Here is a 17586-nt window from a genome sequence, read left to right as displayed (position 1 = left end):
CGGCTCAGCGCCGCTCCGGCGCGGGCTCCGCGACGGTGTCCGGACGCGCGTACGTACGTCCCTTCCACGCCGCGCCCCGCCCCCTGTAGTGCTGCACCGCCGAGTCCACGGTCATCAGGAGGTACAGGAAGGCGGTGGCGGGCAACAGGGGAGCGAGCCAGAGCGGCTGCCGGTAGTAGCGGAGCATCGGCAGATACGTCCCGGTCATCACCAGCCAGGCCAGGCCGCCGGCCGTCGCGGCCGGTGCGCTGCCGGCGGCCAGGCCCGCGAACAGGGTCACCGGGGGAGCCAGATACACCACCGCGAGTCCGGCGACCGTGCCGACGAGCAGGAGCGGGTTGTGCCGCAGCTGGGCGTACGCGCTCCGCGAGACCATGCGCCACAGGTCCGCGAGGCGGGGATAGGGGCGGACGCTGTCGACACGCTCGGCCAGTCCGAGCCAGATGTGACCGCCCGCGCGCCGCACCTCCCGCGCGAGCGCGACGTCGTCGATCACCGCGTGCCGGATGGCGTCGGGGATCCGCGCCCGCTCGGCGGTGTCGGCGCGCAGCAGGACGCAACCGCCCGCCGCGGCGGTCGTCCGCGCCCCCTTCCGCCCGATCCGGCGGAAGGGATAGAGCTGGGCGAAGAAGTACACGAACGCGGGGACCACCAGCCGCTCCCACAGGCTCCGCACCCGCAGCCGGGCCATCTGGGAGACCAGGTCGAAACCGCCCGCGTCCGCGGCGGCCACCAACTGCCGCAGGCTGTCCGGCGCATGGGCGATGTCCGCGTCGGTCAGGAGCAGATACTCGGGGTCCCGCGCGCGGGCGAGACCCATTCCGTGGCGCACCGCCCAGAGCTTGCCCGTCCACCCGTGGGGCGGCTCACCGGGGGAGCCGACGGTCAGCGGCAGGCCGCCGTGCCGCCCGGCCAGCGCGCGGGCCAGCTCGCCCGTGCCGTCCGAGCTGCCGTCGTCGACGAGGAAGACCTCGGCCCGGCCCGGGTACTCCTGCGCCAGCAGCGACGGCAGGCTCTTGGGCAGCATGGCGGCCTCGTCCCTCGCGGGCACGACAACACAGACCGAAGGCCAGCGCGCGGGGTCCCTTCGCGGTGGCAGACGCACGTCCGTACGCCAGAAGAAGCCCTGTCCCCACAGCAGCCACAGCCACGCGGCAAGCGATCCGGCGGCGGTCCACGCAACGGCGCTCATCCGCCGAAGTCTGCCCCATGGGACGGGGCCCGTGGGGCCCATCGACTATGGTGACCGGGTGAAGATCGCGCTCATGGACTCCGGTATCGGACTGCTCGCCGCGGCGGCCGCGGTGCGTCGCCTGCGGCCCGACGCCGATCTCGTACTCTCCTCGGATCCCGACGGGATGCCGTGGGGGCCGCGCACCACGGAAGACCTCACCGCGCGGGCGCTCGCCGTCGCCGAGGCCGCCGCCGCGCACCGGCCCGACGCGCTGATCGTGGCCTGCAACACCGCGTCCGTGCACGCGCTGCCCGCGCTCAGGGCCCGCCTGGAGCCCGGCATCCCGGTCATCGGGACCGTCCCGGCGATCAAGCCCGCCGCCGCGGGCGGCGGACCCGTGGCCATCTGGGCCACGCCCGCCACCACCGGGAGCCCCTACCAGCGGGGCCTCATCGAGCAGTTCGCGAGCGACGTCGCCGTCACGGAGGTGCCCTGCCCGGGTCTCGCCGACGCCGTGCAGTACGCGGACGAGAAGGCCATCGACGAGACGATCGCCGCCGCGGCCGCCCTCACCCCGCCCGATGTAAGAGCCGTCGTCCTGGGCTGCACCCATTACGAGCTGGTCGCTGAGCGTATTCGCGCCGCTGTGCAGCAGCCCCAGCTGCCGCCCCTCGTGCTGCACGGCTCGGCCGGCGCCGTCGCGGCCCAGGCGCTGCGCAGGACCGGAGAGCGGCCCGGCGCCGCCCCCGCGGCCGTCGCCGATTCGGACGCCGCGGCTCCCGGCCTCACCGTGCTGCTCAGCGGGCGCGCGGAGCAGTTGCCGCGAGAAGCGCTCACGTACGCCGAGGGGCGCATGCTCGCGGCGGTCAGCCCCGCGCTCTGATCTCCCCAGGTCGCCGGGGTGGCGGTCACTCTCCGCGACGCGGTGCCTTCGCGCTGGAACCTGAGTAGGCTCGGAGGCATGAAGGACCCAGCCCGTGAGGAACACGGCGAGCGCGCCGTGACCGACGGCCGGCCCGAGGTCTGGACCGGCCGCGCGACCAACCGCGTCCAGTGGCTGCTGGCCAGCGCCGGCGCCGCCTGTCTGGCGCTCGGCATCGCCCTGGCGGTCGGCTCCATGTGGACCTCGGGCTTCGCCCCGCTGCTCATGTCCGTCGTGGGCTGCATCGCCGCAGGCCTTCTGATGCTCTTCGGGACCCTCGCCTTCGTCCACGTGGCCGTGAAGATCGACAAGGACTTCCTGGAGGTGCGCTGCGGCCATCTGGGCCTGCCGCGCCGCCACATCCCCCTCTCCCATGTCGTGGGAGCGGACTTCGCGCCCACGGTCACGCCCCGTCAGTGGGGCGGCTGGGGCTACCGCTGGCGTCCCGAGAAGGGCACGGCGGTCGTGGTGCGGCGCGGCGAGGGCGTGGTCATCAGGCTGGGCGACGGCCACAAGTTCACGGTGACCGTCGACGACGCCGAATCGGCGGTCCGCGCGATCCGGGACCGGCTGCGGGTCAGGGGCACGCCGGGCACCTCGGGCTGACCGCCCGCCGACCTGTCCCCGCCCGGGAACGCGATGCGGCGAGGGCGCCCGCGACCGCGCTGTCGGCGCCCGGATGACGCGCCGTACACTCCCGGAGTGACCGCCACCACCACTCCCGTAGACGAGCCGGACCAGCTCGATCCGCAGCCCGTGCGGGGCTCTCGTGCCGAGCGTGTCCGGCGGGGGCTCGTGCCCGCCGCCGCGGCGGCTCTCTCCGGGGTACTGCTCTACGTCAGCTTCCCGCCCCGCACACTGTGGTGGCTCGCGCTCCCGGCCTTCGCCGTGCTCGCCCGGTGTCTGCACGGCCGCACCTGGAAGGCGGGCCTCGGCCTCGGCTACCTCTTCGGCCTCGGCTTCCTGCTGCCGCTCCTGGTGTGGACCGGCGTCGAGGTCGGCCCCGGCCCGTGGCTGGCGCTTGCCGCCATCGAGGCCGTCTTCGTCGCCCTGGTGGGCGCGGGCGTCGCGGCCGTCTCCCGGCTGCCGGGCTACCCGCTCTGGGCCGCGGCCCTGTGGATCGCGGGAGAGGCGGCACGCGCGCGCGTGCCGTTCAGCGGTTTTCCCTGGGGGAAGGTCGCCTTCGGTCAGGCGGACGGCGTCTTCCTGCCGCTCGCCGCGCTCGGCGGCACCCCCGTGCTCGGGTTCGCGGTCGTCCTGAGCGGCTTCGGGCTGTACGAGATCGTGCGCCGGCTCCGTGACGTACGCACCACCCGGGTCCTGCGGCGCGGCGCGGCGGCCGCTGCCGTACTCAGCGTGCTCGTCCCGCTCGCCGGCGCCTTCGCCGCCCGCCCGCTCGTCAGCGACGAGGCCGAGGACGGCACCGCGACCGTCGCCGCGATCCAGGGCAACGTCCCGCGCGCGGGACTCGCCTTCAACGCCCAGCGCCGCGCGGTCCTCGACCACCATGTGCGGGAGACCGAACGCCTGGCCGCCGCGGTGAAGGCAGGCACGGTCAAGCGCCCGGACCTCGTGCTGTGGCCGGAGAACTCCTCCGACATCGACCCGTTCACCAACCCCGACGCGCGCCAGGAGATCGAGGCCGCCGTCAAGGCGATCGGGGTGCCCCTCTCCGTGGGCGGCGTCGTCGAGGGGAAGGACGGCAAGCTTTACAACGAGCAGATCCTGTGGGACCCCGAGAAGGGCCCCACCGACACCTACGACAAGCGGCAGATCCAGCCGTTCGGCGAGTACATCCCGCTGCGGGGCCTCATCGGCGTCTTCAGCAGTGACGTCGACATGGTCCGCCAGGACTTCAGCCGCGGTTCCGAGCCCGGCGTCTTCACCATGGCGGGCACCAAGGTGGGCATCGCGACCTGCTACGAGGCCGCCTTCGACTGGGCCGTGCGCGACACCGTGACCGGCGGCGCCCAGCTCCTCTCGGTGCCCAGCAACAACGCCACCTTCGACCGCAGCGAGATGACCTACCAGCAGCTCGCGATGTCCCGCGTCCGCGCGGTCGAACACAGCCGCGCCGTCACGGTCCCGGTGACCAGCGGCGTCAGCGCGGTGATCATGCCGGACGGCACGGTGAAGGCGAAGACCAAGTGGTTCACCGCCGCCTCGCTCGTCGAGGACGTGCCGCTGCGTTCCTCGCGGACCCCCGCCACCCGCCTCGGCGTGCTGCCCGAGGGCATCCTCGTCCTGGTCGCTCTCGGCGGCCTCGGCTGGGCCGTGGCATCGGCGCGGACCCGGCGGGCAGCGGCGGAGTAGCCGCGGCGGGGGGAGAGTGACCCCTCGTCGGCGCAGAGCGGTGGCGGGACGCCGTTAGGGTCGGTTTATGGCCACTCCTGATTTCATCCGCACCCTTAGGGCCGACGCCGGCCGGCAACTCCTCTGGCTCCCCGGAGTCACCGCCATCGTCTTCGACGACGAGGGCAGAGTGCTGCTCGGGCGGCGCACCGACAACGGCAGGTGGTCGGTGATCGGCGGGATCCCGGACCCGGGGGAGCAGCCCGCGGAGTGCGCGGTGCGCGAGGTGTACGAGGAGACGGCGGTGCACTGCGTACCCGAACGCGTCGTCCTCGTGCAGGCACTCGAACCGGTCACCTATCCCAACGGCGACACGTGCCAGTACATGGACACCACCCTGCGCTGCCGTGCCGTCGGCGGCGAGGCGCGCGTCAACGACGACGAGTCCCTGGAGGTGGCGTGGTTCTACGTCGACGCGCTGCCGGACCTGCACGAGTACTCGATGTCCCGCATCAAGCTGGCGCTCGCCGACGGCCCCACGTGGTTCGAGCCGGCCCACCAGCGATGAGGCCCGCGGGCTGACCCCCGCGCCCCGTGAGCCCTCCGTTAGCCTGAGGGCACGATGAACCGTTTGAGCACGTCATGGGGCGCGTACGACCTCACCCGCTTCCCGGAGGACCCCCGCGACCAGCTGCGCGCCTGGTCGGCGGCCGACGCCTATCTGCTGCGGCACCTCGCGGGTGAGGAGGGGGCGGCGGCCGTCGACCTCAGCGGCACCGTGGCCGTCGTCGGCGACCGGTGGGGAGCCCTCACCACCGCCCTCGCGGGCCACGCGCGCGTGCTGGTGCAGATCACCGACTCCTTCCTCGCGCAGCAGGCCACCCGGGCCAACCTGGCCCGAGCGGGACACGCACCGGACGCCGCGCGGCTCCTGACGACCAGGGACACTCCGCCCCCGCGCATCGACGTACTCCTGATCCGCGTACCGAAGAGCCTCGCGCTCCTGGAGGACCAGCTCCACCGGCTGGCGCCCGCCCTGCACGAAGACACCGTCGTCATCGGCACCGGCATGGTCACCGAGATCCACACGTCGACCCTGGAGCTCTTCGAGCGGCTCGTCGGGCCGACGAGGACCACGCTGGCCCGGCAGAAGGCGCGGCTCATCCTCAGCACCCCGGACCCGGCACGCACACCGGGGCCCAGCCCGTGGCCCGGCCGTTATGTGCTGCCCGCCGACTCCGGTGCGGGCGCGGGCCTGACCGTCGTCAACCACGCGGGGATCTTCTGCGCGGACCGGCTCGACATCGGCACCCGCTTCTTCCTGAAGCACCTGCCACGCGCCCGCCCCGGCGCGCACGTCGTGGACCTCGGCTGCGGCAACGGCGTGCTCGGCACCGCCGCCTCCGTGGCCGCACCCGACGCCACGGTCACCTTCATCGACGAGTCTTTCCAGGCCGTCGCCTCCGCCGAGGCCACCTTCCGGGCCAACGCGGCCGAGGGCGCCGAGGCCGGTTTCGTAGCGGGTGACGCGCTCGCCGCCGTACCCGCCGGGACCGTGGACCTCGTCCTGAACAACCCGCCGTTCCACAGCCACCAGGCCACGACCGGCGCGACCGCCCGGCGCATGTTCAGCGGTGCGCGCGCCGCGCTGCGCCCCGGCGGTGAGCTGTGGGTCATCGGCAACCGCCACCTCGGCTACCACGTGAAACTCCGCAAGCTCTTCGGCAACGCGGAAGTCGTGGCGAGCGACCCGAAGTTCGTCGTGCTGCGGGCGGTGAGGGGCCGCCGCTGAGGCCCGCCCGTGCCGCGCGGGCCCGCAGGCCCGGGGCCGGACGGTCCCTCTCGGGGCCGCCCAGCGTTCGCGGCGGCGCCGGGGCGATGGCAGCGTCGGGGGAGGAGAACCGAGGCCGGTCCGTTCCGCACGACTGACCCGGCGCTCCCGTGGAACCCGCGCCCCAGCCACGTACCCGCGGATCCCGCGGCACCCCCGACCCTCGCGAGGAGACCTCATGGCGCCCATGGCGAAGGAGGACCTGGCGGCACTCGACGCACACTGGCGTGCCGCCAACTACTTGTCCGTCGGCCAGATCTATCTGATGGGCAACCCTCTGCTGACCGAGCCCCTGCGGCCCGAGCACATCAAGCCGCGCCTGCTGGGCCACTGGGGCACCTCACCCGGCCTCAACCTCGTGCACACCCACCTCAACCGCGTCATCAAGGAGCGCGACCTGGACGCGCTGTGCGTGTGGGGGCCCGGCCACGGCGGGCCCGCCGTGCTTGCCAACGCGTGGCTGGAGGGCAGCTACACGCAGAGGTATCCGGCCGTGACCCGGGACGCGGAGGGCATGGCGCGGCTGTTCCGTCAGTTCTCGTTCCCCGGCGGTGTGCCGAGCCACGTCGCGCCCGAGACGCCCGGCTCGATCCACGAGGGCGGCGAGCTGGGCTACTCCCTCGCGCACGCGTACGGAGCCGCCTTCGACAACCCCGGCCTGGTCGTGGCCTGCGTGATCGGCGACGGCGAGGCCGAGACGGGGCCGCTGGCGGGCTCCTGGCACTCCAACAAGTTCCTCGACCCCGTGCACGACGGCGCGGTCCTGCCGATCCTCCACCTCAACGGTTACAAGATCGCCAACCCGACGCTGCTCGCCCGGCTCCCCGACGCCGAACTGGACGCGCTGCTCAAGGGCTACGGCCACGAGCCCCTGTACGTCGCGGGCGACGACCCCCTCACGGTCCACCACACGATGGCCGAGGCCATGGACCAGGCGCTGGACCGGATCGCCGCCCTCCAGCGGGCGGCCCGCAGCGGCGGCGCGCACACCCGGCACCGCTGGCCCGTGATCGTGCTGCGCACCCCCAAGGGCTGGACCGGCCCCCGGACCGTGGACGGAGTGCCCGTCGAGAACACCTGGCGCTCCCACCAGGTGCCGCTCTCCGAAGTCCGCGAGAACCCGGGCCACCTGCGGCAGCTGGAGCAGTGGCTGCGCTCCTACCGCCCCGACGAACTCTTCGACGCGGAGGGCGGCCCCACGGAGGATGTCCTGACGTGCGTGCCCGAGGGCGAGCGCCGCCTCGGCGCCACCCCGCGCGCCAACGGCGGCCTGCTCAGCCGCCCGCTCCCCCTGCCGCCGCTGGAGCGCTTCGCCGTCACGGTCGACGAGCCCGGCGCGACCTCGCACGAGCCGACCCGGGTCGCCGGCGAGCTGCTCGCCCAGGTCATGGCCGACACGGCGCGGCGCCGCGACTTCCGTGTCGTGGGCCCCGACGAGACCGAGTCCAACCGGCTCGGCGCGCTGTACGGCGCCACGGGCAAGGCCTGGCAGGAGCGGACCCTCGACACCGACGAGCACCTCGCCCGCGACGGCCGCGTCATGGAGGTCCTCTCCGAACACCTGTGCCAGGGCTGGCTGGAGGGCTACACGCTCACCGGCCGCCACGGCCTGTTCTCCTGCTACGAGGCGTTCGTCCACATCGTCGACTCGATGGTCAACCAGCACATCAAGTGGCTGAAGACCTCGCGGTCCCTGCCGTGGCGCGCGCCGGTGCCGTCCCTCAACTACCTGCTCACCTCGCACGTGTGGCGCCAGGACCACAACGGCTTCTCGCACCAGGATCCCGGCTTCGTGGACCACGTGCTCAACAAGAGTCCCGACGTCGTACGCGTCTATCTGCCGCCGGACGCCAACACCCTGCTCTCGGTGACCGAGCACGTCCTGGACAGCCGCGACTACGTGAACGTGGTCGTCGCGGGGAAGCAGCCCTGCTTCGACTGGCTCTCCCTCGACGCGGCCCGCGCCCACTGCGCGCGCGGCGCGGGCGTCTGGGAGTGGGCGGGCACGGACGACGGCACGCGCGATCCCGACGTGGTCCTGGCATGCGCGGGTGATGTGCCGACGCAGGAGGTCCTGGCCGCCGCGGGGCTGCTGCGGGAGCTGCTGCCCGAGCTGGCCGTCCGCGTCGTCAACGTCGTCGACATCGCCCGCCTGATGCCCCGCGAGGAGCATCCGCACGGCATGCCCGACTCCGAGTTCGACGCGCTGTTCACCAGGGACCGGCCCGTGATCTTCGCCTACCACGGCTATCCGTGGCTGATCCACCGGCTCGCCTACCGCCGCACCGGGCACGCGAACCTGCACGTACGCGGGTACAAGGAGGCGGGCACGACGACCACGCCGTTCGACATGGTCGTCCGCAACGACCTCGACCGGTACCGCCTCGTCATGGACGTCATCGACCGCGTGCCGGGCCTCGCCGTCCGTGCCACGGCCGTGCGGCAGGCGATGACCGACGCCCGTACGCGCCACCACGCCTGGATCCGCGAGCACGGCACCGACCTGCCCGAGGTGGCCGACTGGACGTGGCCGCACACCAGTGGCGGATGAGCTGTTCCCCCGGGCCCGCACCGACATCGGCCCGGGGGCCGTGCACCTACCGGACTGGCTGACACCGCCGGCGCAGCTGCGGCTGGTCGAGGCGTGCCGGCGGTGGGCGAAGCCGCCCGCGGGGCTGCGGCTGGTCAGGACGCCCGGGGGCGGCACGATGACGGCGCGGCAGTTCGGCCTCGGCTGGCACTGGTTTCCGTACGGGTACGCGCGCGAAGCCGTCGACGGGGACGGGGCGCCGGTGAAACCGATGCCGTCGTGGCTCGCCGCACTGGGCCGTTCGGCGGCCGAGGCGGCCGGGTTCGAAGGTGAGGAGGCGTACGACATCGCGTTGGTCAACTTCTACGACGCCGACGCCCGCATGGGCATGCACCGCGACAGCGACGAGAAGTCCGGCGCCCCCGTGGTGTCGCTGAGCCTCGGCGATACGTGCGTCTTCCGCTTCGGGAACCCGCGGACGCGGACGAAGCCGTATACGGACATCGAGCTGCGCAGCGGTGATCTCGTGGTCTTCGGGGGGCCGTCCCGTCTGGCGTACCACGGGGTACCGCGGGTGCTGCCCGGCACGGCGCCGCCGGAGTTGGGCCTGACCGGGCGGCTGAACATCACGCTGCGGGTGAGCGGCCTCGGGGAGGACGGGCCGGGCGGGCCCTGAGCGTGCCGCTCACCGCGTCGGCGCGGAGCCCGTCAGGTGCGCGGTGGGAGCCGGACGGCGCTGCTGCGTTGACGGAAGCGTTCCGCTTGTGCGTCGAGCTGTTCGAGATGGCGGCCGAGACGGTCGAGCGCTTGCTCTCCCCGCGGGCCGAGGCCGGTCCGTTCCATCAGGCGGAGGGAGTGCAGCAGGGGACGCAGGACCTGGTCGCGGTGGGTGGCGAGGTCGTAGATACCGGAGACGGCGATGCGGGCGGCACGGGTGCGGAAGCCGGGGATGCCGTGACCCGGCATGGTGAAGTCGCAGATGACGTCGGTGACAGCCTGGGTGAAGAGGTCGGGTGCGAGGTCGAGACCGTCGGCGCACAGATCACGGTAGAAGAGCATGTGCAGGTTCTCGTCGGCGGCGATGCGGCTCATGAGCTGCTCGCCCAGTGGATCGCCGCAGGCACGGCCGGTGTTGCGGTGGGCCTGCCGGGTGGCCATCTCCTGCACCATCACGTAGGCCAGCGCGTGCGGAACGTCGGAGTGTTCGCTCCGATAGCCGGCCGAGACGTGGTGCATGCGGTCGCGTTCCAGACGTACGGGGTCGACGGCCCGGCGCGCGTGCAGGTACGTGCGGAGAGCGTCGGCGTGGCGGGCCTCCTCGGCCGTCCACCGGTGCAGCCAGCTGAGCCAGGCTCCCTCGCGTCCGAACTGGCCGTGGATCTCGTGGTGATAGCTGGGCAGGTTGTCCTCGGTCAGGAGGTTGACGACCAGCGCGTCACGTACGGCATCCGGAAGGGGGGAGTCGGCCGGACGCCAGGGGGATCCGTCCAGCGGGCCGTCGAAGTCGCGGGCCTGCGACCACGGAATGTAGGTGTGCGGGAACCATTCACGAGCCGTGGCCAGATGCCTGTCGAGGCGACGCTCGACGCCGGGTTCGAGTTCGGTGAGGATGTCGATCTGGCCACGGGTGTGGGGGCGTGGCGTGGGGAGGGACATCGCGGCAGCTCCTTGGCGCGGGCGGCTGGTTCAGCAGCCCTGGAAGACCAGGGCGGCGTTCTGCCCCCCGAAGCCGAATGACGTGGTGGCCACCGCTCGCATGCGCTGCGGCCGGGGAACCTTGGTCACCACGTCCAAGTCGATGCCGGTCTCGGGCTGGTCGAGGTTGGCGGTCGGATGGATCAGCTGGTGCCTCAGCGTGAGCGCGCTGACCGCCGCCTCGATGGCTCCGGCCGCGCCCAGGGAATGCCCGAGGACGCTCTTCGTGGCGGTGACCGGCGGCGGCGTGCCGAAAACGCCGTGCAGCGCGCGGGCTTCCACGCGATCGTTGAGCGTCGTCGAGGTGGCGTGCGCGTTGACGTGGTCGATGTCCTGCGGGGAGAGGCCGGCGTCGGCGAGGGCGGCGCGCACCGCACGCTGCGCGCCCACGCCCTCCGGGTGCGGTGCCGTGGCGTGGTAGGCGTCGCCGGTCGCGCCGTACCCGGTCAGCAGCGCGTAGGGGCGGGCCCGGCGGGCGCGGGCGTGGGAGGCGCGTTCGAGGACGAGGACGCCCGCGCCCTCGCCCAGAACGAATCCGTCGCGTTCGGAGTCGAAGGGGCGGGAGGCGCCGGCCGGGTCGTGGGTTCGGGTGGACAGCGCCCCCATGCGCCAGAAGGCCGCCGAGGTGACCGGACTCGCGCTCTCACTCCCGCCGGCGATGGCGATGTCGCACATCCCCGCGCGCAGGAGCAGGGCGGCGGTCCCGATGGCGGTCGCTCCCGACGCGCATGCCGTGCTGGTGCAGAAGGTGGGGCCCTGGGCGCTCAGCAGCATGCCGACGTATCCGGCGGCCATGTTGGGCGCGCTGCGCGGCACGAGTGTGGGCGGGATGGCCTGGAAGCGGCCCTTGTCCATGGCAGTACACGTGGCCGGTGAGTGGTCGTGGGTCGTGCCGCCCACGCCGATGACGACCGCCACGCGGGGCGCGTCCCAGGCGTCCTGATCCAGGCCCGCGTCGGTGACGGCTTCCCGGGCGGCCGCCACCGCGAAGCTGATGAACGGGTCCGCTCGCCAGGCAAGACCGGGTGCGGCCGCCTTGACGGGTGCGGCGGGGACACGGCAGGCGAAGGGAACGGGCAGGCCCGTGAGTCCGGGGTCCGGCGCCGCGGTCGAGGTGCCTTCGCACAGACGCCGCCACGTGTCGGGGACGCCCACCCCGGCTGCGGTGACCAGACCGATGCCGGTGACAGCGATCTCCGCCGACGCGTTCATTCGGGGACCAGGTCACCGGCGCCGACGACGGGGGCGTCCGCCACGGCCTGGATCACGACCCGCGCTGCCTCGCTGTACGGCATACCGGGGGTGATCGGCAGGTCGAGGGTGGAGATCTCCTTGTGCGTCTGGGCTTCGATGGCCACCAGGAGTTCCAGAAGTCCCAGGGAATCGAGGCCCAGAGCCTCAAGGGTGGCGTCCTCCGCCAGTCGGTCTGCGGGGATCTCGAACTGTTCGACGACGATCGTCTTCAGCGATTCTTCGGTGAAGGGTGCTTCCGAGGTGGTCACGTCGGCCTTCCGGTGATCGTGAGGATCATGAGGTGGCCACCTTGGTACCGGCCTCGTCGGAGCCCTGCGGCCAAACACACCCTCGGGCCGGCGACAATCCCCGCGATGGGGTGAATCACTGCGGCTGCCCGGCGGCAGCCAGGGCCCCGTGATGACGACCGGGGCCGGTGAGCAGCCCCTACTGTCCTCGCTATGGAGAACACGCGCACCGCCGCCGTCCCTGTCTCCTGGGCCGACCGCATCGCGGAGCAAGCACCCTTCGATATTTTCAGTGAGGCCTATCGCGACGACCCGAACCACTTCACTGAACGCCTGCGCAGCCGGCACGGCCCCGTCTACCGACTTCCCTCGGGTGCGCTGGTGCTCCTCGGTTACGCCGAGTGCGCCGCCGTGCTGCGTGATCCACGGTTCGGGCACGGGGCAGCCACGGCTCGCGACATCACGGGCTACGGCGTGCCCGCGCGCTCCTTCCTGCTCACCGACCCGCCCGCTCACGACCGCCAGCGGGGCCAGGTCAGCAACGCCTTCACCGCCCGGGCCACCGACCAGCTCCGTCCCAGGACGGAACAGCGTGTCGCCGAGCTGATCGACCAGGCCTGGCGACGAGGTGAGGCGGACGTCGTCGCCGACCTCGCGAGACCGCTGGCGGCCTCGGTGCTCTCGGAGGTGCTGGGCCTGCCACCTGGATACGAGCGCCGCTTCGAGGAGATCGCGGAACTCCTCGTGCGGGGCACCGAGCCGCAACAGCCCACCGATCCCGCTACCCGGTCGCGCATCGCCCGGGCCCGCACCGACTTCGTCCGGATCTTCACCCAGGTGCTGCGCCGTCCTCCCGAGGACTGCGGTGCCAGCGTCATCAGCTCCCTGGCCCACGGTGGCGCGCGGGGAGAGGGTCCCGTACCGCTGAGCGAGGCGGTCGCCACGTGTGGACAGATCATCGCCGCGGGGTACGAAACGACGGTGGGGCTGATCGCGAACGGCCTGTACGCCCTGTTCCGCCATCCCGAGGAGCGCGACCGCCTGGAGGCCACCGGCTGCGACGCCGCTCCCATGGCCACGGCCGTGGAGGAGCTGCTGCGCTATGACCCGCCCGTTCACATCGCGGTGCGCACCGCGCTCACCGAGGCCGAGGTGGGTGACACCCGAGTCCCCCGAGGGACGATCCTCACCTTGATGCTCAACGCCGCCAACCGGGACCCCGGCGTCTACGCCGATCCCCACCGCCTGGACCTTCGGCGCACCGGCAGACACCTCGCGTTCGGCCTCGGACCCCACTTCTGTCTGGGGGCGCCTCTTGCCCGGCTGGAAGCACAGCTCATGCTCCCCGCCCTGTTGCGCGGCCGACCCGAGCTGGCCGAGGACCGGGTGACCTATGGATGCGGCTTCGTGGCCCGCCGTGTCCAGCGTCTCCGCGTCCGCCTCACCAGACGCCCCCCGCTGTAGGACACGGCCGCGCGTCAGCCAGCCGGTGCTGCCGACGTCTGGCCAAGGGCCTGGGCAGGGGCCTAGGCAGCTTCGTGGAAGACCAGCCCGAGCGACCTGCGCAGGCCCGAGCGCACCACGCTGACGCCGTGGCGCACCGGGCCCGCCGACCAGCCGCGCGCCGAGCGGACGGGGCGGTCGCGGGTGGTGAAGACCAGGCCGTGACCCTGCTTCAGGACGGTCGACGTGCCGCGTGACTGTGCCCGAGGGCGCTGCTCGACCAGCAGGAACTCGCCGCCCGTGTAGTCGGCGCCCTGCTCGTCCAGGCCGATGACGACCTGGAGCGGGAAGACCAGGTCGCCGAAGAGGTCGCGGTGCAGGGCGTTCCAGTCGCCCTCCTCGTAGCGCAGCAGGATCTGCGCGGACTTGGCCTGGCCGGCCGCGTGGCACCGCGCCAGCCACTCGTCGAGGGAGTCGGGCCAGGGCGCCGGGCGGCCCAGGCGGGCCGCCCAGTCGCGCGCCACGGTCAGCAGGTGGGGGTAGAGGGCCGCCCGCAGTGCGGCCACCGGGCGGGGGAGGTCATGGGTGAAGTAGCGGTACCGGCCGGAGCCGAAGCGGTGGCGTGCCATGTCGACCGTGGAGCGGAACCGGGCCGCGTCGTCGTAGAGCCCCGCGATCCGGCGGCACTCGGCGGGGTCGATGAGCCGCGGTGTGAGCGCGCAGCCGTGCGTGTCCAGCTCGGTGGCGAGCGCGGTCCAGTCGGCCGCGTCGACCGCCGCCGTGATCGCCCGCGCGCTGGTCATGCCGCTTCCAGGTCGAGCAGGTGGCGCTTGCGCTCCAGGCCGCCCGCGTACCCGGTCAGGGAGCCGTCGGCGCCGATCACCCGGTGGCAGGGGCGCACGACGAGCAGCGGGTTGCGGCCGATGGCCGTGCCCAGGGCCCGGACCGCGGCCCGGGACAGGCCCAGCTGTTCCGCGAGGCGCCCGTAGGTGGTCGTGGTGCCGTAGGGGACCGTGTCCAGGGCGTCCCAGACCTTGCGCTGGAAGGCGGTGCCCGCCCCGGCGGCGTACTCGATGTCGAAGTGGGTCAGGCTCCCGGCGAAGTACGAACGCAGCTGGGCGGCGATCGCCTCGAACGCGTCGTCGTCGCGGGTCCAGCCGTCCAGGACGACGGCCGCGCCCTTCTGGCCCGGCATGGACAGCGAGGCGAGCGCGGTGCCGCCCTTGGCGGTGGCCGATGCCTCGCCCACCAGCAGCAACTCGCCCAGCGGGCTGTCTGTCGTCGTGTAGACGGTCATCGGACTCTCCTTGGGTGCGCTGGGTGACTGGAGTCCAGTCTGCGTCCCGCGCGAGGCGGCGGCTGGCGGGATTCGGACATGGCGTTCGCCCGCCCGAGCCGGCCCCTGCCAGCCCGAGCCAGCCCCAGTCCGCCCGAACCAGCCCGTGCCGTGAGATGCCGCTCACGCTTTATGCAACTAGTTGCACAACGCTTCGCGCGTCGTCTACAACTGTCCTGTAGACACCGCGTACGGAGGGGCCCGCATGAGCCGTTACCCGAACCTGCTCAACCCGCTGGACCTGGGCTTCACCACCCTGCCCAACCGGGTTCTGATGGGCTCCATGCACGTGGGCCTGGAGGAGGCGCCGAACGGCTTCGCGCGCATGGCGGAGTTCTACGCGACCCGCGCGCGCGGCGGCGTCGGCCTCATCGTCACCGGCGGCATCGCCCCGAACGACGCGGGACGCCCCTACCCCGGCGGCGCCAGGATGACGACCGAGGCGGAGGCGGCGCAGCACGCGGGCGTCACCGCGGCCGTACACGCCGAGGGCGGCAGGATCGCGATGCAGATCCTCCACTTCGGGCGGTACGCCTACCACCCCGACCTCGTCGCGCCCAGCGCCATCCAGGCGCCGATCAGTCCCTCGGTGCCGCGCGCCCTCACCGACAACGAGGTCGAGCAGACCATCGAGGACTTCGTCCGCGCCGCAGGCCTCGCCAAGCTCGCGGGGTACGACGGCGTCGAGATCATGGGCTCCGAGGGCTACCTGATCAACGAGTTCATCGCGGCCCCCACCAACCAGCGCACCGACCGCTGGGGCGGCGCCTACGAGAACCGCATCCGCTTCCCCGTCGAGATCGTCCGCCGCACCCGCGAGCGCGTCGGCGCGGACTTCATCATCATCTACCGCCTCTCCATGCTCGACCTGGTCCCCGGCGGCTCCACCCTCGACGAGGTCGTCCAGCTCGCCAAGGAGATCGAGGCCGCGGGCGCCACGATCATCAACACCGGCATCGGCTGGCACGAGGCGCGCATCCCCACCATCGCGACCTCGGTGCCGCGTGGCGCCTACGCCTTCGTCACCAAGAAGCTGATGGGCGAGGTCTCCGTGCCGCTCGTCACCACCAACCGCATCAACACCCCGGAGATCGCCGAGCAGTTGCTCGCCGACGGCGCCGCCGACATGGTGTCCCTGGCCCGCCCGCTCCTCGCCGACCCCGACTTCGTCGCCAAGGCCGAGGCCGAGCGGTCCGAGGCGATCAACACCTGCATCGGCTGCAACCAGGCCTGCCTCGACCACACCTTCAACCTCCAGATCACCTCCTGCCTGGTGAACCCGCGCGCCTGCCACGAGACCGAACTGGTGCTCGCGCCGACCCGCACGAAGAAGCGCCTCGCCGTCGTCGGCGCGGGCCCCGCCGGACTCGCCTTCGCCGTCTCGGCGGCCGAGCGCGGCCACGACGTGACCCTCTTCGACGCCGCCTCCGAGATCGGCGGGCAGCTCAACGTCGCCCGCAAGGTCCCCGGCAAGGAGGAGTTCGACGAGACCCTGCGCTACTACCGCACGCAGCTCGAACTGCGCGGCGTGAGCGTCGAGTTGAACACCGTCGTGACCGCCGAGCAGCTCAAGGAGGCGGCCTACGACGAGGTCGTCGTCGCCACCGGCGTGACCCCCCGCACCCCGGAGATCCCCGGCATCGACCACCCCAGCGTCGTCGGCTACCTCGACGTGCTGCGCGACGGCGCGCCCGTGGGGGAGCGGGTCGCGATCATCGGCGCGGGCGGCATCGGCTTCGACGTCGCCGAGTACCTCACCGACGGCGGTGAGAAGGCGAGCCTGGACCCGGCGACGTACTTCCGTCAGTGGGGCGTCGACATGGACTACCGCGAGCGCGGCGGGCTCACCAGGCCCGAGCGGCCCGCCCCGCCCCGCACGGTCCACCTGCTCCAGCGCAAGACGTCCAAGGTCGGCCAGGGCCTCGGCAAGACCACGGGCTGGATCCACCGCACCGAGCTGCGCCACCGCGGCGTCACGATGGTGGCGGGCGCGAGCTACGACCTCATCGACGACGCGGGCCTGCACATCACGGTCGACGGCGAGTCCTCCGTCATCCCCGTCGACACCGTCGTCCTGTGCACCGGCCAGGAACCCCGCCGCGGTCTGTACGACGAGCTGCTCGCCGCCGGGTGCGGCGCGCACCTCATCGGCGGCGCCGACGTGGCCGCCGAGCTGGACGCCAAGCGCGCCATCAAGCAGGGCACGGAGCTGGCCGCGGCGCTGTGAGCCCGGCCCCCCGCCGAGGGGCCGCCCGTCCCTAGGATTGCCCCCATGTCACTCCCGCACGCGATCCTCACCGCTCTCCTCGAGAAGCCGTCGTCGGGGCTCGAACTGACCCGCAGGTTCGACAAGTCGATCGGCTACTTCTGGTCGGCCACGCACCAGCAGATCTACCGCGAGCTGGGCAGGCTGGAGCGCGAGGGGTCGATCCGCGCGCTGCCGCGGCAGGGGGCGGCGCGCGGCCAGAAGAAGGAGTACGAGGTCCTGCCGGCGGGCCGCGCCGAACTGGCCCGCTGGACCGCGGCCGGCCAGGACCCGAAGCCGATGCGCGACACCCTTCTGCTGCGCCTGCGGGCGGCGGCGGTCGTCGGCATGGACGGCATCCAGGCGGACCTGCACCGCCATCTCGACCTGCACCGACGCCAGTTGGCGGAGTACGAGGAGATCGAGCGGCGGGACTTCCCCCCGGAGAGGGACGCGGTCGAGGACCGGCTGCGGCATGTGGTGCTGCGCGCGGGCATCGACCTGGAGACGTTCTGGACGCAGTGGCTCACACGGACGATCGAGGAACTGGACGCGCCCTGACGACGGGGCGCTGGCCGAGGTACGCGGCCCGGGGCCGGCGGGGGCCGGGGCGAGCGTGCGTGTCGGATGCCGGATG

At 72.8% G+C, this 17586-nt stretch carries 16 protein-coding genes; 10 read left to right on the top strand and 6 right to left on the bottom strand.

The window, feature by feature from the left end; translation table 11 throughout:
- Window positions 1-4: 4 nt before the first annotated feature.
- Window positions 5-1192, bottom strand: coding sequence for a glycosyltransferase (locus tag CP975_RS03920; protein ID WP_055529487.1), 1188 nt, complete (start codon window positions 1190-1192; stop codon window positions 5-7).
- 58 nt (window positions 1193-1250) lie between these two features.
- Here CP975_RS03920 and CP975_RS03915 point away from each other — a divergent pair, with 58 nt between their 5' ends.
- The 7 genes from CP975_RS03915 (at window position 1251) to CP975_RS03885 (ending at window position 9425) form a co-directional block, all read left to right on the top strand.
- Window positions 1251-2057 (top strand): glutamate racemase, encoded by an 807-nt coding sequence (locus tag CP975_RS03915; protein WP_030776388.1) that lies wholly within the window; start codon window positions 1251-1253, stop codon window positions 2055-2057.
- A gap of 78 nt (window positions 2058-2135) precedes the next feature.
- Window positions 2136-2702 (top strand): hypothetical protein, encoded by a 567-nt coding sequence (locus CP975_RS03910; protein ID WP_055529486.1) that lies wholly within the window; start codon window positions 2136-2138, stop codon window positions 2700-2702.
- 96 nt (window positions 2703-2798) lie between these two features.
- Window positions 2799-4409, top strand: coding sequence for an apolipoprotein N-acyltransferase (gene lnt, locus CP975_RS03905; RefSeq protein ID WP_055529485.1), 1611 nt, complete (start codon window positions 2799-2801; stop codon window positions 4407-4409).
- 67 nt (window positions 4410-4476) lie between these two features.
- Window positions 4477-4956: an NUDIX hydrolase gene (locus CP975_RS03900; RefSeq protein ID WP_055529483.1), complete on the top strand. Its 480-nt coding sequence runs from the start codon at window positions 4477-4479 to the stop codon at window positions 4954-4956.
- A 54-nt stretch (window positions 4957-5010) separates the two neighbouring features.
- On the top strand, window positions 5011-6180 hold the full coding sequence (locus CP975_RS03895) for a methyltransferase (RefSeq protein WP_055529481.1): 1170 nt from the start codon (window positions 5011-5013) through the stop codon (window positions 6178-6180).
- Between the two features lie 226 nt (window positions 6181-6406).
- Window positions 6407-8770, top strand: coding sequence for a phosphoketolase family protein (locus CP975_RS03890; RefSeq protein WP_055529527.1), 2364 nt, complete (start codon window positions 6407-6409; stop codon window positions 8768-8770).
- Complete coding sequence (locus tag CP975_RS03885) at window positions 8760-9425, top strand: alpha-ketoglutarate-dependent dioxygenase AlkB family protein (RefSeq protein WP_055529479.1); 666 nt, start codon at window positions 8760-8762, stop codon at window positions 9423-9425. Before CP975_RS03890 ends, CP975_RS03885 begins: the two co-directional genes overlap by 11 nt.
- A 32-nt stretch (window positions 9426-9457) precedes the next feature.
- On the opposite strand, the gene CP975_RS03880 is transcribed toward CP975_RS03885, so the two are convergent.
- From CP975_RS03880 to CP975_RS34955, 3 genes are read right to left on the bottom strand one after another with little or no spacing between them, the layout of a single operon-like run.
- Window positions 9458-10405 (bottom strand): acyl-ACP desaturase, encoded by a 948-nt coding sequence (locus CP975_RS03880; RefSeq protein WP_055529477.1) that lies wholly within the window; start codon window positions 10403-10405, stop codon window positions 9458-9460.
- A gap of 30 nt (window positions 10406-10435) precedes the next feature.
- Window positions 10436-11656, bottom strand: a complete 1221-nt coding sequence (locus CP975_RS03875) for a beta-ketoacyl-[acyl-carrier-protein] synthase family protein (RefSeq protein ID WP_055529475.1) — start codon at window positions 11654-11656, stop codon at window positions 10436-10438.
- Window positions 11653-11946 (bottom strand): phosphopantetheine-binding protein, encoded by a 294-nt coding sequence (locus tag CP975_RS34955; RefSeq protein WP_055529473.1) that lies wholly within the window; start codon window positions 11944-11946, stop codon window positions 11653-11655. The genes CP975_RS03875 and CP975_RS34955 overlap by 4 nt, the downstream gene beginning before the upstream one ends.
- A 192-nt stretch (window positions 11947-12138) precedes the next feature.
- On the opposite strand from CP975_RS34955, the gene CP975_RS34950 reads away from it, so the two are divergent.
- Window positions 12139-13389, top strand: a complete 1251-nt coding sequence (locus CP975_RS34950; RefSeq protein ID WP_055529472.1) for a cytochrome P450 — start codon at window positions 12139-12141, stop codon at window positions 13387-13389.
- 62 nt (window positions 13390-13451) lie between these two features.
- Here the strand turns inward: CP975_RS34950 and CP975_RS03860 are convergent, their stop codons facing one another.
- Together CP975_RS03860 and CP975_RS03855 are read right to left on the bottom strand one after the other, a co-directional pair.
- On the bottom strand, window positions 13452-14171 hold the full coding sequence (locus CP975_RS03860) for a 2OG-Fe(II) oxygenase (protein ID WP_055529470.1): 720 nt from the start codon (window positions 14169-14171) through the stop codon (window positions 13452-13454).
- A complete protein-coding gene (locus CP975_RS03855; RefSeq protein ID WP_055529468.1) occupies window positions 14168-14665 on the bottom strand; it encodes a methylated-DNA--[protein]-cysteine S-methyltransferase in 498 nt (165 codons plus the stop codon). The genes CP975_RS03860 and CP975_RS03855 overlap by 4 nt, the downstream gene beginning before the upstream one ends.
- A 244-nt stretch (window positions 14666-14909) precedes the next feature.
- On the opposite strand from CP975_RS03855, the gene CP975_RS03850 reads away from it, so the two are divergent.
- Both CP975_RS03850 and CP975_RS03845 read left to right on the top strand, forming a co-directional pair.
- Window positions 14910-16931 (top strand): NADPH-dependent 2,4-dienoyl-CoA reductase, encoded by a 2022-nt coding sequence (locus CP975_RS03850; RefSeq protein WP_150476574.1) that lies wholly within the window; start codon window positions 14910-14912, stop codon window positions 16929-16931.
- 45 nt (window positions 16932-16976) lie between these two features.
- Window positions 16977-17510, top strand: coding sequence for a PadR family transcriptional regulator (locus CP975_RS03845; protein ID WP_150476573.1), 534 nt, complete (start codon window positions 16977-16979; stop codon window positions 17508-17510).
- The last annotated feature ends 76 nt before the right edge of the window (window positions 17511-17586 follow it).

This window comes from Streptomyces alboniger (assembly GCF_008704395.1).
In the GTDB taxonomy this organism is placed as follows: domain Bacteria; phylum Actinomycetota; class Actinomycetes; order Streptomycetales; family Streptomycetaceae; genus Streptomyces; species Streptomyces alboniger.
The sequence above is the reverse complement of the archived record's forward strand: the minus strand, read 5'-3'. Positions and strand labels throughout refer to the sequence as shown.

What these genes read in the sequence shown, in the direction of transcription:
- CP975_RS03920 (WP_055529487.1), bottom strand. Translation starts at nt 1,192, where the DNA reads ATGAGCGCCGTTGCGTGGACCGCCGCCGGATCGCTTGCCGCGTGGCTG.
- CP975_RS03880 (WP_055529477.1), bottom strand. Translation starts at nt 10,405, where the DNA reads ATGTCCCTCCCCACGCCACGCCCCCACACCCGTGGCCAGATCGACATC.
- CP975_RS03875 (WP_055529475.1), bottom strand. Translation starts at nt 11,656, where the DNA reads ATGAACGCGTCGGCGGAGATCGCTGTCACCGGCATCGGTCTGGTCACC.
- CP975_RS03895 (WP_055529481.1), top strand. Translation starts at nt 5,011, where the DNA reads ATGAACCGTTTGAGCACGTCATGGGGCGCGTACGACCTCACCCGCTTC.
- CP975_RS03850 (WP_150476574.1), top strand. Translation starts at nt 14,910, where the DNA reads ATGAGCCGTTACCCGAACCTGCTCAACCCGCTGGACCTGGGCTTCACC.
- CP975_RS03855 (WP_055529468.1), bottom strand. Translation starts at nt 14,665, where the DNA reads ATGACCGTCTACACGACGACAGACAGCCCGCTGGGCGAGTTGCTGCTG.
- CP975_RS03910 (WP_055529486.1), top strand. Translation starts at nt 2,136, where the DNA reads ATGAAGGACCCAGCCCGTGAGGAACACGGCGAGCGCGCCGTGACCGAC.
- CP975_RS03860 (WP_055529470.1), bottom strand. Translation starts at nt 14,171, where the DNA reads ATGACCAGCGCGCGGGCGATCACGGCGGCGGTCGACGCGGCCGACTGG.
- CP975_RS34950 (WP_055529472.1), top strand. Translation starts at nt 12,139, where the DNA reads ATGGAGAACACGCGCACCGCCGCCGTCCCTGTCTCCTGGGCCGACCGC.
- CP975_RS03845 (WP_150476573.1), top strand. Translation starts at nt 16,977, where the DNA reads ATGTCACTCCCGCACGCGATCCTCACCGCTCTCCTCGAGAAGCCGTCG.
- CP975_RS03900 (WP_055529483.1), top strand. Translation starts at nt 4,477, where the DNA reads ATGGCCACTCCTGATTTCATCCGCACCCTTAGGGCCGACGCCGGCCGG.
- CP975_RS03890 (WP_055529527.1), top strand. Translation starts at nt 6,407, where the DNA reads ATGGCGAAGGAGGACCTGGCGGCACTCGACGCACACTGGCGTGCCGCC.